The 15,309-nt window shown below is 47.4% G+C and carries 16 protein-coding genes and 2 pseudogenes; 14 read left to right on the top strand and 4 right to left on the bottom strand.

The window, feature by feature from the left end; translation table 11 throughout:
* From F4V61_RS22550 to F4V61_RS20325, 11 genes and pseudogenes are all read left to right on the top strand, one after another.
* Window positions 1-436, top strand: a pseudogene (locus tag F4V61_RS22550) (hypothetical protein); the annotation flags it as partial.
* A 463-nt stretch (window positions 437-899) separates the two neighbouring features.
* Window positions 900-1,565 carry a hypothetical protein gene (locus F4V61_RS20370; protein WP_080160891.1) on the top strand — a complete coding sequence of 222 codons (666 nt, stop codon included), beginning with the start codon at window positions 900-902 and terminating at the stop codon, window positions 1,563-1,565.
* Between the two features lie 26 nt (window positions 1,566-1,591).
* The gene (locus F4V61_RS20365) at window positions 1,592-1,891 is read left to right on the top strand and encodes a PapB/FocB family fimbrial expression transcriptional regulator (RefSeq protein WP_079799427.1); all 300 of its coding nucleotides are present in this window, start codon (window positions 1,592-1,594) and stop codon (window positions 1,889-1,891) included.
* A 180-nt stretch (window positions 1,892-2,071) separates the two neighbouring features.
* Window positions 2,072-2,662 carry a hypothetical protein gene (locus tag F4V61_RS20360; RefSeq protein ID WP_080160892.1) on the top strand — a complete coding sequence of 197 codons (591 nt, stop codon included), beginning with the start codon at window positions 2,072-2,074 and terminating at the stop codon, window positions 2,660-2,662.
* 88 nt (window positions 2,663-2,750) lie between these two features.
* Window positions 2,751-3,464: a fimbrial biogenesis chaperone gene (locus tag F4V61_RS20355; protein ID WP_079799418.1), complete on the top strand. Its 714-nt coding sequence runs from the start codon at window positions 2,751-2,753 to the stop codon at window positions 3,462-3,464.
* A gap of 4 nt (window positions 3,465-3,468) precedes the next feature.
* On the top strand, window positions 3,469-5,919 hold the full coding sequence (locus F4V61_RS20350) for a fimbria/pilus outer membrane usher protein (protein WP_080160893.1): 2,451 nt from the start codon (window positions 3,469-3,471) through the stop codon (window positions 5,917-5,919).
* A 3-nt stretch (window positions 5,920-5,922) separates the two neighbouring features.
* Window positions 5,923-6,801 (top strand): hypothetical protein, encoded by an 879-nt coding sequence (locus F4V61_RS20345; RefSeq protein ID WP_079799416.1) that lies wholly within the window; start codon window positions 5,923-5,925, stop codon window positions 6,799-6,801.
* A 189-nt stretch (window positions 6,802-6,990) separates the two neighbouring features.
* The gene (locus F4V61_RS22890; protein ID WP_275952354.1) at window positions 6,991-7,167 is read left to right on the top strand and encodes a FaeA/PapI family transcriptional regulator; all 177 of its coding nucleotides are present in this window, start codon (window positions 6,991-6,993) and stop codon (window positions 7,165-7,167) included.
* On the top strand, window positions 7,152-7,490 hold the full coding sequence (locus F4V61_RS20335) for a helix-turn-helix domain-containing protein (protein ID WP_079799415.1): 339 nt from the start codon (window positions 7,152-7,154) through the stop codon (window positions 7,488-7,490). Before F4V61_RS22890 ends, F4V61_RS20335 begins: the two co-directional genes overlap by 16 nt.
* 255 nt (window positions 7,491-7,745) lie before the next feature.
* On the top strand, window positions 7,746-8,399 hold the full coding sequence (locus F4V61_RS20330) for a DsbA family protein (RefSeq protein WP_232082003.1): 654 nt from the start codon (window positions 7,746-7,748) through the stop codon (window positions 8,397-8,399).
* A 161-nt stretch (window positions 8,400-8,560) separates the two neighbouring features.
* A complete protein-coding gene (locus tag F4V61_RS20325; RefSeq protein ID WP_079799413.1) occupies window positions 8,561-9,412 on the top strand; it encodes an SdiA-regulated domain-containing protein in 852 nt (283 codons plus the stop codon).
* A 5-nt stretch (window positions 9,413-9,417) separates the two neighbouring features.
* Here F4V61_RS20325 and F4V61_RS20320 read toward each other — a convergent pair.
* A pseudogene (locus tag F4V61_RS20320) lies at window positions 9,418-10,289 on the bottom strand (IS256 family transposase); the annotation flags it as partial.
* On the opposite strand from F4V61_RS20320, the gene F4V61_RS20315 reads away from it, so the two are divergent.
* Complete coding sequence (locus tag F4V61_RS20315) at window positions 10,288-10,800, top strand: DUF2913 family protein (RefSeq protein WP_079799412.1); 513 nt, start codon at window positions 10,288-10,290, stop codon at window positions 10,798-10,800. The pseudogene F4V61_RS20320 and the gene F4V61_RS20315 overlap by 2 nt on opposite strands.
* On the opposite strand, the gene F4V61_RS20310 is transcribed toward F4V61_RS20315, so the two are convergent.
* From F4V61_RS20310 to F4V61_RS20300, 3 genes are all read right to left on the bottom strand, one after another.
* On the bottom strand, window positions 10,797-11,726 hold the full coding sequence (locus tag F4V61_RS20310; protein WP_080160936.1) for an Rpn family recombination-promoting nuclease/putative transposase: 930 nt from the start codon (window positions 11,724-11,726) through the stop codon (window positions 10,797-10,799). The two genes, F4V61_RS20315 and F4V61_RS20310, sit on opposite strands and share 4 nt — an antisense overlap.
* A gap of 145 nt (window positions 11,727-11,871) precedes the next feature.
* Window positions 11,872-12,072: a hypothetical protein gene (locus F4V61_RS20305; protein WP_079799411.1), complete on the bottom strand. Its 201-nt coding sequence runs from the start codon at window positions 12,070-12,072 to the stop codon at window positions 11,872-11,874.
* A gap of 52 nt (window positions 12,073-12,124) precedes the next feature.
* The gene (locus F4V61_RS20300) at window positions 12,125-12,757 is read right to left on the bottom strand and encodes a recombinase family protein (protein ID WP_079799410.1); all 633 of its coding nucleotides are present in this window, start codon (window positions 12,755-12,757) and stop codon (window positions 12,125-12,127) included.
* A 321-nt stretch (window positions 12,758-13,078) separates the two neighbouring features.
* On the opposite strand from F4V61_RS20300, the gene F4V61_RS20295 reads away from it, so the two are divergent.
* Window positions 13,079-14,284, top strand: coding sequence for an AAA family ATPase (locus F4V61_RS20295; protein WP_032648871.1), 1,206 nt, complete (start codon window positions 13,079-13,081; stop codon window positions 14,282-14,284).
* A complete protein-coding gene (locus F4V61_RS20290) occupies window positions 14,281-15,252 on the top strand; it encodes a ParB family protein (RefSeq protein ID WP_079799409.1) in 972 nt (323 codons plus the stop codon). The genes F4V61_RS20295 and F4V61_RS20290 overlap by 4 nt, the downstream gene beginning before the upstream one ends.
* Window positions 15,253-15,309 lie beyond the last annotated feature (57 nt).

Genomic DNA, 15,309 nt, shown 5'->3' with positions numbered 1-15,309 from the left:
CAGCCGTGAAATCGTGCCGGACGTGCTGGCAAATAAACACGGCCACGCCAGAACGCTGATGCAGGGGGAAACGCTGACCGTGCTGCAACAAAAATCGTTTCTGCTGGAACAACGGCCGGAGCCGTTCGCCCTGGTGCAGCGTCTTCAGGACGGTAAACCCGCAGGCGATCTGTTCTGGGTCTCGATACGCCCGGAATATCTGGAGCCAGATGGCGAATGTTACGTGTACCTGCCTGACTGGATGCACAGCGCCGTGAGTGACCTTGTCGCTGTGATAAGTGCGGGTTCACGCACAAACAAGCATTTGTGCAACCTCTTTTGTCCCAACCATTATCAATGTGGCCCTCAGCAAAAAATTTATACGATACCTGTCATGCCACCGAGAGCATCTTCGTCGGAAGATATAATTATTTGTCAGATTTTAATCACTAATTGATACGGTATTTATTTCATTATTATTTTAACTGGTATACAGAGAATGAATTTCTGTATGAAACCGTCTTATTTTTGATGGCTTTCAAATATATTTATATTTTACTATAACTCGATATTTCCATGTAATAGGTATTTTTCGTGATATCTATCCTATTTTGATATGGTATAAAAAACAAACATAACAACAAGAAAAAAACATGTAACAGTATGTTAAATAAGGTCTTATAATTTTGGTGTAATGGTATCATTTGTTATAATAACTAGCGTTACTTTTCGGGTATTTCGTGCAATAAATATATTAACCAGCAAAATCGATCGTATCAATCTGTTTTTTTTATTATCCATAAAAATTTATTATCAATAGGATTGATTCCGTAAACGGTTATTAATTTTCTGGTTTTTATGATTTATTAAGAAAATAGTGAAAATAGTGAAAATAGTGAAAATAGTGAAAATTCGGAAAAATGATTTTGATTGCTATTGTATATTCCGCCAATCAGATGACTGGTGAAGCCCTCAGGCATATTTTTAAAGCTGATCGCAGTATCCGGGTTGAGTTTTCAACAAGCCAGGAAACTTTGATAGAGAAGGCATTAGAAATGAAGCCAGAATGTATCATTCTTGATATCAGTCTCCGGGATTCATTCTATCTGATATATATGATTCGCAATCATTTTCCGGCTGTTCCGGTTATTTTTATACAAAAATATTTCCTTTTTTCAGATCGTATAATCAGTGAATATTTCGGGCACATTTTTCTGTACGAATATGATGCAGTGTTGTGTGCATACCCTGATTTTACTCCGCTGGATCTGTTCAGGCAGGATGTGTTTTCTGGTACTCATTGTTCCGGTGGTGTATTTCTTCATGACAGATATACCGGTATGACGGATATGTCACTACGACAACACCTTAATGATTATCTTCGTCACCGGCTTGCAGGGCTGGTCACCTCTGAAAGGATACGGGAGGTGGTTATGGACTGGCTGGTATGCGGCTTGTCTGTAGCAGAAACAGGAAAATGTGCACAGATAAGTGACAAGGTGGTTTATTTGTACCGGCGTCAGGTTATGAACATGATTGGTATAAAAAATTTTTCGAGGGAATTCATTCAGTCATTAAAAATATAAGGGTACAGACAAACGGAGAAATAATTATGCTACATGAAAGTAAAGAAAATTTCCCTGAAGAGCCTCAGGGATTTTATCAGCAGGGAGAGTTAATTCCGGGCAGTGTAGATATCCGACACTTTCGGTTACTGATGACTATATCTTCTGTGAATAATGAAAAAATGTATAAAGCCCTTGAAGAGGTACTGGTTTACGGAAAATCAAGAAAAGAGGCCTGCGAAAATAACGCAGTCACGCAGAGTTACTTTTCTGTCAAATACAGGAATACGCAGATGGTCAGCCATGCAGTTTACCGTATCATGCAGTTTATGCTGACTGATAAGTAAAAGTGCTGCCTTTATTTATATAAAAGATGGGTTTACTTGTCTTATTTTTTATAAATATTAAGGAGTTTCCAATGGTTAAGGAATAAAGGCTATCACAGATTTGTTATGTTTGCCTGACTAATCGATGATGGCCTTTGCCATCCATATCATATTTATGTGTATACATTAAAAGGATTCATTATGTCACTTAAAACTAAATTATCTCTGGCTGCGATCTGCCTGATGGCTTCTGGTGTGGTCGCAGCAGCCACGCCTGTGGGCAACGGCACGCTGACTATCAATGGTACCATTAGCGCATCAACCTGTACGGTAGCCCCCAGTAAAACCAGCCTGACGGTTCCGAATTTAGTACCTGCAAATATCGATGCTGCGGCGCATAATGCGGAATTGTACAAAGATACAGTCAGTTTTGATTTCAAGGACTGTGGTGCTGCCGGTAACACCATCGTTATGAAACTCACCAGGGATGTTAGTGCTCCAGATGGTGCAGGTGGTTCTGGCGCCCTTAAAAAAGCAGGATTTAGTTATTCGAATGGTGCAGACTCGCAGTATTCACCATTGTATTATCAGCTGACTCCGTCTTCTACAGCTAATTTCTTTATGCTTGATGGCTCTGGTAATAACATCGATATTTCTGCTGTCCAGGATAAAGGCGCTTTCTCTATACCGGTTGATTTAGTTGTGAAAACAGCTGTTTCTACTGGTGTTGATACTGGAAATTATGTCGGTAACTTTACCGCCGCTCCGACCTGGTCTGTGGAATACCCATAACAACATCCTGAATTAAAGTAGTCTAATAAGGGACGTCATCGTCCCTTATTCTCAATTTATTTATACTCAGGTATAAGGATGGGGCATTATGTCAGCTGTGAAAATATTTTTCTGCGCGATGTTATTTATTGCTTTTAACTCGCTGGCCGGGGGGGGGACATGGCTTGATGCTACCCGGATTATTTACAACGAGAAAGACACCTCCAGATCTGTGAAAATAAGCAGCACCTCGTCTGATATTCCCTATCTGGTTCGTGCCTGGGTCACCCGCGTTGATAATATGGCAGTGGCTGATAAATGGGTAGTGACTCCTCCTGTTTACCGTCTGAACGAGAATGGAGCTGTTCAGCTCAGACTTTACCTTCTCGATAATAGTGGACTGCCCGGTGACAGGGAAAGTGTTTTTTATCTGAATGTCCTCAGCATTCCCGGAACATCATCGGACGAAAGTAAAACGGAAAACGACAGTCTGGGAGGGAAAATAATTATTGCCATTAACTCTAAAATTAAAGTTTTCTACCGACCCAGCAATCTGGCGGATACAGATATGGAAGCAGAGTACAAAAAACTGCAGTTCAGGGCTGAGGGGCGTTCCATTTCCATTATTAACCCAACACCATTCTATATGAATTTTAATGAAATAAAAGTGGATGGCGTGAAATACAATATTAACCGTCAGATGGTATCGCCTTTTGGTAACGTCACATTCACAACAAAATCAGTGCCACAAAAGATAAATTATCGCCTGATTAATGACTTTGGTGGCATCACTCCTCTGGTCAGTGTCAGTCTGAAAGGTTAGGAATATGAAAGGAATCTGTTCTGTTGCGCTGAAAACCGGGGCGCTGGGGCTGTTTGCACTGCTCCCTGCTCAGGTTCAGGCTGACTACAGCTTTGATCCCGGTTTTTTCAGAGGGATGGGAATTGCCGGCAGCACTGATGTGGATCTCAGTCTTTTTAATCAGGGGAGTACTTTTCCTCCGGGGGAGTATTTGCTGGCGGTGTATATTAACGGTGAGTTCATCATCCGGCAGAATATTCATTTTATCAGAAGTCACAAAGGGGGAGATCCCTTTCCCTGTCTGTCAGCAAAGGATACGGCAGCTCTGGGGATTAACTATACCTCTGAGGAAAACTCGGTCTGTCAGGTACCGGAAAACCTGCCTGATTTTCTCTGGAAAACGGACATGAACAGCCGTCGTCTCAGCCTGACGCTTCCTCAACTATATCTGCAGAATAATGATTATTTTACCACCTCACCTCGCTCCTGGCAGGCCGGAGAGCCGGCGCTGCTGATGAATTATGATTACAGTTACAGTGACACCCGTTCCGGAGAGCAGACCGATACCAGCCAGTATCTGGGGCTTCAGGGAGGGGTGAATCTCCTGGGCTGGCGGCTGCGTAATGAAAGCACCTGGTCACGTACTGACTCCCGGGAGAGTCCGCTCAGTTCACTGCGTACCTATATTCAGCGGGATTATGCCTGGGGTCAGGGGGGGGAGTTTACGGCCGGGCAGGCGTGGAGTGACGGAAACCTTTTTGAAAGTGTGCCGTTCAGGGGGGTAATGCTGTCATCGAGGGACGACATGCTCCGGAGTCAGTTTCGTAACTATACGCCAGCGATTCGGGGCGTGGTGAACAGTCAGTCTGCAACGGTCAGTGTGATAAAAAACAACCGCGTGATATATCAGACGAACCTGCCGGCGGGGCCTTTTTCCCTTGATGGAATAATGGATAATGGCGGCGGAGATTATCTCATCCAGATCAAGGAAGCTGACGGGAGTATCCGCAGTTATTCGCAGTCAGCTGATTCACTCCCTGTTCTGCAGACAAAAGGAAGACTGAAATATAACATCGTTTCGGGTGTCAGTGACTTTGCCGGCACGGATGACAGTTATTTCAGCCAGGCCGTACTGTATTACGGGGCGGGTGATCGTCTGACACTGTATGGTGGAGGGCTGCTTTCGTCCGGATATTCAGCCTGGAGTGCAGGTACAGGATTACAAATTGACGGGCTGGGGGCTGTCTCGGCAGATCTGACTCTGTCCTCTACAGGGAATCTCCCGGGGGGAAGGTCGCTTTCCGGTCAGTCAGCCCGTGCATCCTGGTATCGTGATTTTGATGCTACCGGCACATCATTCGGTCTCTTTGCCTACCGGTATTCTTCCCGGGATTATATGAGCTTTGAAGAAGCCCTGCGCTATCAGGTTGATGGTGATAATCCCCCCAACAGAAAGAACCGTTTCGATCTGTCTGTTGTTCAGAGTCTGGGTGAGGCAGGCAACCTCTCTGTGACCGGCCGCAGAGAGAGCTACTGGTCCGGCGAGAAAAATCTGACCGGGGTAAGGGTAAACCATAATATTGGTTTTGGAAGGGTTAGCCTGAATACCTGGTTTGATCAGAGCCGGACTGTCGATAACAAGGAAGATAAAATCGCCGGCATGTCCGTTTCAGTTGCTCTTTATGAGAAAGGACGAGGAGTGTCCCTGTCCAGTCGTCTTTCGGGGGAAAATGGTCGCCTGACCAGTCAGAATAGCGTGAATATCTCGCCGACTGAGGATGGTCGCTTTGCACTGGCGGCCAGTACCGGAAAAACGGAGGGGAAATCCAGTCTGCAGGGACTGCAGGTTAATTACAGTGGCAGCCTGTCAGAGATGTCGGCAGGGTATTACAGTGGAGGAGATAACCACCGTCTCAATGCAGGGATTCGTGGGGGGCTTGTGGCACACGGACGCGGTATCACTGCCGGACGCAGATTGTCCATGGAAGCCCCCGTCGCCGTTATCAGCACACCAGGAATATCCGGTGTCAGGATCAGCAGCAGGGCGAATGTGGAAACAGATTATTTTGGTAACGCCATTGTCAGTAATCTGCAGCCTTATCAGAAAAACCAGTTATCTCTGGATGTGACATCCCTGAAACCCGGTGTGGATGTTACGGAAACAGACCGGACGATAGTCCCTGCCAGAGGAGGCGTCATTCCGGTTATTTTTGGTGTAAGTGCAGGGGAACGGGCACTTTTTAAAGTGATGTACCGTAGCCGCCCGGTTCCTATGGGGGCTGTTGCCAGTGTAAAGGACGCCGCAGGCAATGATAAGACCGCTTTTTTTGCCGATCAGGGACAAGTGTATATGACCGGGATGAATACTCAGGGCGTGGTCAGGGTTAACTGGGGAAATGCCAGCTGTCAGTTCAGTTATGACACAGGTGGACGTGGTGAACAGGTCCCCTATAACAATACGGTGGAATGCAGGTAATTTATGAAAAGACAATTATTCGCCCTGATGATTCTGGTAGGAATTTCCCCCGACACCATGGCTCTCATGTCGGAGAATCTCACAGTCTCTCTCGGGGATATCACGCTGAAGCCCCGGACTCAAAAAAATACGGATGCGCTGGCTGTCACTCGTATTGATCTGCCACCCGTCTGTGAAGAGGTATGTCAGGAGAGCGGTACGATTACTTTATATGATGGCTCACTACTCCCGCTGAGAAATGAGACCACCCGATACACAACCTTGATGAAAGGGGTTGAGGTGTCCCTCAGTCTTAGCAGTGCAGATGCGGATACGTTGCAAAAAGGACGTGGTGGCGCGGTTGACATTACTGTCCGACAGGCTGAAAAGCCTTATCCATCCGGAGCGTTTACCCTTCCGCTGATGACATATACCGGCAGTTCCCGGGAACAGAACAGTACCAGAGAAGTCAGCGTGAATCTGGAGGGAAAGGTGAACTCGGGGAGTTGCACAATAACTTCAGGAAAAGACCTGCAGTTTATTTTTTCTGCAACGCCAACTGAATTCCGTCAGATAGAGCACAGTCGCAACCGCAGTCAGTTGGGAGTGCAGAATATGGCGTTTGACTGTGTGAATGTGTCCGGTATCTCTCTCCGCTTTAGTTCTCCTGATATGAAGCAGGGGTTGCCAGGCGTGTTGTTTGATAACAACACGGGAGTAGGACTAATCCTCGGCTATGAGGGGGGCGGCAGAAAGGGTGATATCCACTGGGATAATTCAGAGATTCAGTTACCTGTGAATAATGATGCCCTGTCCCTTGCCATCGGTCTTTATACCCGGGGAGGAGACGTTTCACCAGGGGCATTCAGTTTTACCGGGGTCTATCATGCTGAGTACAACTGATGGCAGAATAGATGGTCGTAATGGCCTTTTTCCTGAGTTCTCTTCTTACGCTGTGGAAATAAAAGTATTGCTCAAATATTTTAAATGATGAAACCTGCTTTCAGGAGTGAGTATATATGGCTTGTCAGAATTCTGTATGTACGGAAAAATATAATGTCTAAAGATAGTTTCGACCATATTGTTACTGCAATGCGGAGTCGACTGGATGCTGATACATGTGAGCCACTTAAAACCCGGGATATTGCTGATGCAACGGGTCTGACAATATACCAGGCCAGGACTTACCTTGAGCAACTCCATACTGCTGGGGTGGTCGGGAAAGTGAACATCGGAAAGGGAGTTCCCGGATTATGGCGACTATTATAACTGGTCTCCCGGAACGCAGAATCAGCAGCCGGCTCTGGTATGGCAGGCTCTGCATTGAGTTTAACAGCAACGGCGACCTGAGTCCGGCGGAGCGGCGAGTTATCCGGCTGCTGTTACAGGGATATAACAGCGGGCAGATTGCTGCCCTCTGCTTTCGCAGCGTTAAGACCATTTCCACCCAGAAAGGCCGGGCCTTTAAGCGCCTCGGCGTCAGGAACGATGCCACGCTGCTGCCTGCGCTGCTGCTTCAGGGTATGGTAACTGTATATACCGATCTGAACCGTGAGCATTCTCTGGATGATAACAGCCCGGATGCAGAATAGGTTTGTCAGAATAAATACTCCTGGAAGTTATTAATGATATTTATGAAGATAATTTATTACGCCAGTATTTCTGTTGTTATTTTAATGGCGCTGGTCTTTTGTGCGTCGGTACTTTTTATTCTGGAGTATTCATGACCGGAACAACTTGACGATTGGCAAAATAATGGAACCGGATAAAATAAGGTCTGGTGCCTGTTTCAGATAACACCATCAATCAGTATTTATTCCGTATATCAATATACATGGAGTGCTTCTGTGCCAGTAAATCATGCCCGGAAATTAAATTCTATGCGGGGAGCATTGTTTTCTTTTCTGCTTCTCGGATGCGTCCGTGCCAGTGCTGCACAGGAATGGGAGCACGTCACGCCCCCCGTTGCTGATGCTCAGGCCGTGGTGGAATTCTTTTCCTTTTACTGCCCGCCTTGCCATGCATTCTCACAGACGGTGGGCGTGGACCTGGCCATACGGCGGGAGCTTTCAGAAGGTGACCGGATGGTCAAGTACCATGTCAGCCAGCTAGGATTGCTCGGCTATGAGCTGACACGGGCCTGGGCGCTGGCCATTGTGATGAACAAAACCGAAGCCGTGGAGAAGGCATTCTTTACCGCAGGTATGGTGGAGAAACGCCTGCGCTCACCGGAGGACATTCGGCGGGTATTCATGGTCACCACCGGGATAACCGGGGAGGCATATGACCGGGAAATAAAGAGTTCGGCAGTAAATGAGACAGTGGCACTGCAGGAACGATTGTTCAGGGAATATGGTGTGAGGGGCACGCCTTCCGTTTATGTCCGTGGCCGTTACCATATCAACAATGCTGCTTTCAACGCATTTTCTGCGGATGATTTCAGAAACCGTTATGCGTCCGTGGTCCGGACATTGCTTGTCGGTAAAGACGATGCCAGCTGATAAAACGGGGGCCGGGCGAACCGGAGGAGGCTTTCCGTTGCTGACGCTGATTTTCCTGTTGCTGACCAGTGTATTTACCTCCGGCTTTCTGACTGGCGCACTGACTGTGATCTGGTTTGTCAGTGCCGGCATGTAATATGATGAACTGAATACCATGAACCATGAAACTGAGACATTTACTTAAATACAAGTTGACTACTGCTGCTCTCCTGATAACGGCCGGGGTAGTTACCTTGTGTTTTCCGGAGAGGTATTATCTGAAAGAAACGGGATGGAATCTTACAGCAGAAAAAGAAATCCCTGGATTAAAAGGGGGATTGTCCGGTCTGACGTGGAACCCGGATAGCGGTACATTATTTGCTGTGACAGATCATCCGTCAACAGTAATCGAACTTGATACAGAAGGGAATGTACTACGGGTAATACCATCGGATCGTGACCATGATTTTGAGGCCATTGAGTACCTTGGTCAGAATCGCTATATTCTGGCCCGGGAGAGAGAGCGGACACTCTCCACCCATTGTATTGACGGTACTACTACAGAATTATCACCGGCGGTATACACCATGACTCTGGATATAAACAGGAGCAGCGATAATGCCGGTTTTGAGGGACTTGCCAGTAGTAAGGGCAGGGATAAACTAATTATTGCCCAGGAAAAAAAACCTCTTCGGATTTACCGTGCCGGACACAGCAAAAACGGGATGATGATCAGTGACACCATCACCCGGGAGGCATCGCTGCCGTGGTTTATCAAGGATATCTCTGGTCTGCATTATGACGGGAACAACGGGCTCCTGTATGTGCTTTCCCATGAGTCAGCCCTGGTACTGGTGTCGGACCTGGACGGCAGCAGGAAAGTGATGTCGCTGCGCCGGGGACATGGTGGATTGCGCAGCGACATACCGCAGGCGGAGGGAATCGCTTCCGATGACCAGGGAACGTTGTGGATAGTCAGTGAACCAAATTTATTTTACCGTTTCGAGAGCGTTCAGAATTCTGTGTCACGTTAAAAATGCTACAACGTCATCACTTTATCGAGACGACCTTCAAAATAAATCGCTAATTGTGACAATGTCAAATTCCAGCTCAGAACTGGCATTGTCCATTTTTCCCGGGCGTTCATCAGCCCCAGATAAATCATCTTTAACTGACTGTTTTCATTGGGGAAGGCGCCTTTCGTTTTCGTCAGTTTTCTGAACTGACGGTGCACGGATTCTATGGCATTAGTCGTATAAATCACTTTGCGGATACCTGCCGGATAACGGAAGTAGTGTGACAGGTTTTCCCATTTTCGACGCCAGGACTGGATTACTACCGGATATTGCTGTCCCCACTTCGCTTCCAGTTCATCCAGTGCCGTTTCTGCGGCTTCTTTTGACACCGCTCGATACACCGGCTTCAGATCTGCCATAAATACCCTGTGATGCTTTGATGCCACATATTTTATTGAGTTGCGTATCTGGTGGAGCACACACAACTGGACTTCCGTGCGCGGATAAATGCTGTTAATCGCCTCCGGAAAGCCTGTGAGACCATCCATGCAGGCAATCAAGATATCTTCAATACCCCGGTTTTGCAGGTCGCTCAGTACCGACAGCCAGAAGTTTGCGCCTTCACTTTAGACAGATATAACCCGAGAACTTCTTTTCTGCCCTCCAGATCCAGCGCGAGCACAGTGTAAACCGCTTTGCTCTGGTAGCGGCCATCCTCCCGGACTTTATAATGGATAGCATCCAGCCAGACAAAGGGATACACCTTCTCCAGCGGGCGCTGCTGCCACTGTTTCAGTTCCGGGATAACTTTGTCTGTTACGGCGCTGATAGTCGCCGTCGAGACGCTGAAGGCATACAAGTCCTCAATCTCCCGGCTGATATCCTGACAGCTCATTCTCTTTCTTACCCGCTGGCTGGCGACTGCGCTGAAGCAACGGCGTTTTTCGCGTGATGTCGCTCCCGACATCGAGTGGCTGCTGAAACAGGGCCGCCAGCTGGGCGTCAGCGCGAAGCTGGCCAGCAAGCTTAATTACCTCTGGCGTCCCTGTACCGGTGAGTTGACTGAACAGAACGACCTGTTCCGGCTGACCTATGCGCTGGAAACAGCCAAAGATATGCACTGGAACTACCGTCTGCTGAGCGATCGGGAATGGTCCGGCCGGAATGCTGTGGCGCTCAGTGCAGGCGTGAACGGCATTTATCTCTCACGGGCCAACCTCGATGTTGCTTTTGACGACAGCGGCCGACAGATAAATCCGCTGACAGCGCGTCTGACTGGGAACGTAGCGGGGGTGATGAAGCTGTTTAATCGCTGTGGCTGGCAGGCAGAGCCTGAGTCTGGTGCCTCCCTGCCCCACCAGTATTCGCTGATGGCCAGACAGGGAGTGCCAGGAAAGGGTGATTAGTGGCGGATCTGCGCCAGGTCGTCTTCGGTCAGACCGGTCATTTTCATGACGGTATTGCGGTCAATGCCGTTCTGGAGCATGGTACGGGCTATTTTCAGAGTCGCTTCGCGCTCACCTTCTGAACGACCTTCCTGTCTTCCAAGCTGGATACCTTTCTCAATACCCTTTTGTTCGAGTTGTTGTGCGATGGTCATAAGTGCGTCTCCGTGTTGCGGCACACGCTGTGCCAGTTCGCGTACAAAGGCTTCGGCGTCGGATGTTTCGCCTGCCTGCACTATATAGTGTACCAGCGATATCACCTGCGATGAAGACAAGTATCCCGTCAGCAAGATGGGCGCCAGCCGGTCAACCAGTTCTGCCAGGTCTCGCTGGTGAATATGCTTTTGCAGTAAAGTCAGGGCGGCCATGCTGCGATGGCCAGCGATTTCATCATCCGGAATGACCGTAACGTCTACCAGCGGGAAAGCGCTGCTGTATAGTTTGCCTGCCAGCCCGGGATCGTCAAACTCATCCAGCCACCGGGTGGAGTACGGATACGGGCTGCGTTTACCCGTATAGAACAGCACCGGTATCACCAGTGGCAGTTTTTTATGCCCTGCCTCCAGGTGGCGCTGCATGGCAGCTACCGCATAGCGTATGAGGCGGAAAGCCATATGTTTGTCGGGCGTTGACTGGTGTTCGACAAGAACATGAATATAGCCGTCGCCGGCTGTAGTTTTCAGGCTATAGAGGACGTCGCTGAAATACTGGCGGAGATCATCCTCAACGAACGAGCCGGATTCCAGTTTCAGCGTGCTGAGATCGCAGACTGCTCGCAGCTCTGCAGGCAGGTGGATTTCCATGAAATCCCGGGCAATATCCGGTTGCGTCAGGAACTGCCTGAACGTGGCATCGTGAGGAGTGGGTGTGCTGTTTTTCTTCTTCATCTGCCCTGGCTCTGAAAAATGACCCGGAGATGTTATCACAGCCCGGAAAAAGCTAATATTGGCGGTGAACGGAATTGCCATTCCTTCAGGGGACCGTTCCGGGGTGGTTCGGTCCCCTTCCTAAACCATCTTTACTCATCATCAATTACTGCCTTAGCAACTTTCTTCCCTCTCTCAGATATTCTAAAGCCTCTTCTCTCCGTCCTTCTGCGGCAGCTGTATATAATGTCGCAATACCCCTGACAGCCTGATGGCGGGTTATACTGCCTTCACTGAAATCATCCAGAACAGTACAAAGGAATTCCTCCAACAACTCCTGTTCTCTTTGAGATATTCTTTCAGCCATATTCGCTCCATAAGCTTAATTGTTTGTTCTGACCTAACGTGAATAAGTATCGTCAATCAGTATCCTGTTTATGATTGCCGTTACAGACCCTGATTACTGTCATCTTTGATACGCCAGCTAGCCGGGCTGTTTCACGCAGTGATTTTCCGTGGGCCAGACGCAGAGTGCGTATCAATTCATGTTTCTGTGCATCGGCTACCCTGCCCCGATATCTGCCCTCCGCTTTTGCCTTGCTTATACCTTCAGCCTGGCGCCGTCGCCGGTCCTCGTAGTCTTTTCGGGCAATAGCGGCGAGCATATCCAGCATCATGCCATTTACGGCCTTCAGCATACTTCGGGTAAAGTCATCACTTACTGTGCTGGATAGCGCCAGATGGCTTGTCGGTAGATCAAGACTGACGATGGCCAGCTGCTTGTCGGTGATTTGTTTTCTGAGTGTCTCCCAGCCTTTATCATCCAGACGGGTAAGCCTGTCGACCTGTTCAATGAGAATAACATCACCTGGTTCAGCATCACCAAGTAGCCTGATCAGTTCAGGACGGTTCATTGTCGTACCGGATACATTATCGATATACCAGCCAGCAATACGGTGGCCATGTTGGTTTGCAAATGCCTTCAGTGCATTTTTTGCCCGGCTGGCATCCTGCTCTGATGTTGATGCCCGGAGGTAACCAAAAACGAACATTATTTGTCCTTCTGGTAACATTTAAGTGGTCTTGCATACTATGGTATCACTTATGTGGTCACAATAACATTCGTCGGTATTTTTACTGGTGGTATATATAGAGCATACCCCAATGTGACAGTTTGACGCTCCCGCCGGGTTATTCCAACGCTTTGCCTACTCCTTCATGTCTAACGACTCGTTCCAATGTGAATGATGGTTGTCTACGTACATCAAATTATTGACAATGCAAAATGTGTTGTACGTTTTATGTTGTTGTGTACAATGTGATTGAGCTTTATACGCAATTCATGGGCAGGGAATCTATCTCAGGGGAAAACTATGAAACGAGATTACGGTAGTGTCGGTACCATAGCGCTCAGAGCAAGCGCTCTACTTCAGGCCATGAGCCGGGATATTGAGGAGCAAAGAAAGGAATTCAATCTGACAGAGTATCATCAAACATATACTCGTAATGCGGTTGCAAAATTGCCGAAGCTAAGCCGACGCATCGTAGAACTGGCCATGAAAGAAATGGAAGAAAGCGGCTATGATTTTAATAAAAAGCAGGTTGGCAACGTCGAGCAATATGCACTAACAATTCAGAACGTGATTGATATATACGCTCACCGACAGATACCAAAATATCGCGATGTTCATAAAGAACCTTACGTAATCTTTGTCGTCAACTTGAAAGGTGGGGTATCAAAAACTGTCAGCACAGTCACGCTGGCGCATGCACTACGAGTACATCAGGATTTGCTACGTCATGACCTTCGTATCCTTGTGATCGACCTTGACCCGCAGGCGTCCAGCACTATGTTTTTGGACCATACCCATAGCATTGGTACTGTTCTTGAAACCGCCGCCCAGGCAATGCTAAATAATCTCGATGCTGAAACACTGCGAGAAGCAGTTATTCGGCCCACTATTATTCCTGGCGTTGATGTCATCCCTGCTTCTATTGATGACGGCTTTGTGGCAAGTCAATGGGAGGCTTTGGTTGCCGAACACTTACCAGGTTTTAAGCCTTCTGAAGTACTCAGGAAAACCATCATTGACCGTATCGCCGGCGATTATGATTTTGTCTTCATTGATACTGGTCCTCATCTTGATCCGTTCCTTCTTAATGGCCTGGCTGCGAGTGATTTGCTTCTCACCCCTACTCCCCCGGCGCAAGTTGATTTCCATTCAACCCTAAAATATCTGACTCGTTTACCTGAAATGCTCGAACGTCTAGAAGAAGAAGGGGTTGAGCCTCGCCTAAGTGCGAGCATAGGGTTTATGTCCAAAATGACCAGTAAGCGCGATCACGAAACTTCCCATAGTCTGGCTCGTGAGGTGTATGCAAGTAATATTCTTGACTCATCACTTCCTCGATTGGACGGGTTCGAACGATGTGGTGAATCTTTTGACACTATCATCAGTGCTAACCCTGTTTCGTATCCAGGAAGCGCAGAGGCATTGAAAAAAGCACGTACCGAAGCGGAGCGTTTTACTAAAGCCGTTTTTGACCGCATTGAATACATCCGGGGAGCGTCCAAATGAAAAAGGTTTTAGCTCGTGGGCGCGTTCTGGGTAATAGCAATTCAGAGTTCGCCCGTATGCTTGAAGGTGACGGAGATGTTAAAACCTTTACCCTTAAATCAGGTAAGCAGGCCAAATTTGTCAAAACGGTAGTGTTAAGCGGAGAGATTGAATCAAAGACGTTCGTTGATGCTTCGGTTAATGGACGCGATCAGGCTATGCTTTCGCGCGAGTCAGTTACTGACATTTCCCGCACGATTAAACTTCAACAATTCTTTCCGGCTATTGGTCGGGAAGTAAACGGACGAATTGAAATATTAGACGGTACTCGTCGTCGGGCTGCCTGCATCTATAACAACGTAAAATTCGAAATTTTGGTAACAAAAGACGATATTGATCTTGCAGACGCAAGGCAGCTTGCAAAAGACATACAGACTGCAAGAGAGCATAGTCTTCGCGAACTGGGAAAACGACTGGAAGTTACCTATGGGACCAGTATGACTAAAGAAGAGATCGCTCTGGCTGAAAATATCTCTTCTGCAAAAGTTACACGGGCATTTCAGGCGGCATCAGTACCGGACGAAATGATCTCTGTATTTCCTGTAATAAATGATATTTCGCTGTCGGATTATCAATTTTTGTTGAAACTGTCTGAAGAAGCAAACCACAAAAAAACGTCAGTGAAGGAGTTGATGGATAAAGTGCGGCAAAAGCTGATGGCTCTGCCTGATTATCCAGCAATTGATAAAAGCAAAATCCTGTCAGTCTTTCGGACAGAGAGCAAAGCTCTTATGGACCGGCCTGCAAAAACTGTTGAAACTGAGAAGTTGAAAGAGTTTGCTGATCGCAACCAGTTTGCAAGGAAGAAAACTGACTCGAAGAAGCGGCTTGTTGTTTATGAATTCTCACGTATATCTAATGAAGTGCAGTCAGAGATTGATGAAGCTATTAAGCGTATTCTTGAAAAACTGCCTTCATCGGAGCGATAAGAATTTTAAAAAAAAGGATGCCAAATGGCATCTTTTTTTTACTTTTTTCACCATGCT

It is taken from the genome of Salmonella enterica subsp. arizonae (genome assembly GCF_008692845.1).
Lineage (GTDB): Bacteria > Pseudomonadota > Gammaproteobacteria > Enterobacterales > Enterobacteriaceae > Salmonella > Salmonella arizonae.
The sequence above is the reverse complement of the archived record's forward strand: the minus strand, read 5'-3'. Positions and strand labels throughout refer to the sequence as shown.

What these genes read in the sequence shown, in the direction of transcription:
- F4V61_RS20370 (WP_080160891.1), top strand. Translation starts at nt 900, where the DNA reads ATGATTTTGATTGCTATTGTATATTCCGCCAATCAGATGACTGGTGAA.
- F4V61_RS20300 (WP_079799410.1), bottom strand. Translation starts at nt 12,757, where the DNA reads ATGTTCGTTTTTGGTTACCTCCGGGCATCAACATCAGAGCAGGATGCC.
- F4V61_RS20345 (WP_079799416.1), top strand. Translation starts at nt 5,923, where the DNA reads ATGAAAAGACAATTATTCGCCCTGATGATTCTGGTAGGAATTTCCCCC.
- F4V61_RS20325 (WP_079799413.1), top strand. Translation starts at nt 8,561, where the DNA reads ATGAAACTGAGACATTTACTTAAATACAAGTTGACTACTGCTGCTCTC.
- F4V61_RS20305 (WP_079799411.1), bottom strand. Translation starts at nt 12,072, where the DNA reads ATGGCTGAAAGAATATCTCAAAGAGAACAGGAGTTGTTGGAGGAATTC.
- F4V61_RS20335 (WP_079799415.1), top strand. Translation starts at nt 7,152, where the DNA reads ATGGCGACTATTATAACTGGTCTCCCGGAACGCAGAATCAGCAGCCGG.
- F4V61_RS20310 (WP_080160936.1), bottom strand. Translation starts at nt 11,726, where the DNA reads ATGAAGAAGAAAAACAGCACACCCACTCCTCACGATGCCACGTTCAGG.
- F4V61_RS20295 (WP_032648871.1), top strand. Translation starts at nt 13,079, where the DNA reads ATGAAACGAGATTACGGTAGTGTCGGTACCATAGCGCTCAGAGCAAGC.
- F4V61_RS20365 (WP_079799427.1), top strand. Translation starts at nt 1,592, where the DNA reads ATGCTACATGAAAGTAAAGAAAATTTCCCTGAAGAGCCTCAGGGATTT.
- F4V61_RS20290 (WP_079799409.1), top strand. Translation starts at nt 14,281, where the DNA reads ATGAAAAAGGTTTTAGCTCGTGGGCGCGTTCTGGGTAATAGCAATTCA.
- F4V61_RS20355 (WP_079799418.1), top strand. Translation starts at nt 2,751, where the DNA reads ATGTCAGCTGTGAAAATATTTTTCTGCGCGATGTTATTTATTGCTTTT.
- F4V61_RS20350 (WP_080160893.1), top strand. Translation starts at nt 3,469, where the DNA reads ATGAAAGGAATCTGTTCTGTTGCGCTGAAAACCGGGGCGCTGGGGCTG.
- F4V61_RS22890 (WP_275952354.1), top strand. Translation starts at nt 6,991, where the DNA reads ATGCGGAGTCGACTGGATGCTGATACATGTGAGCCACTTAAAACCCGG.
- F4V61_RS20360 (WP_080160892.1), top strand. Translation starts at nt 2,072, where the DNA reads ATGTCACTTAAAACTAAATTATCTCTGGCTGCGATCTGCCTGATGGCT.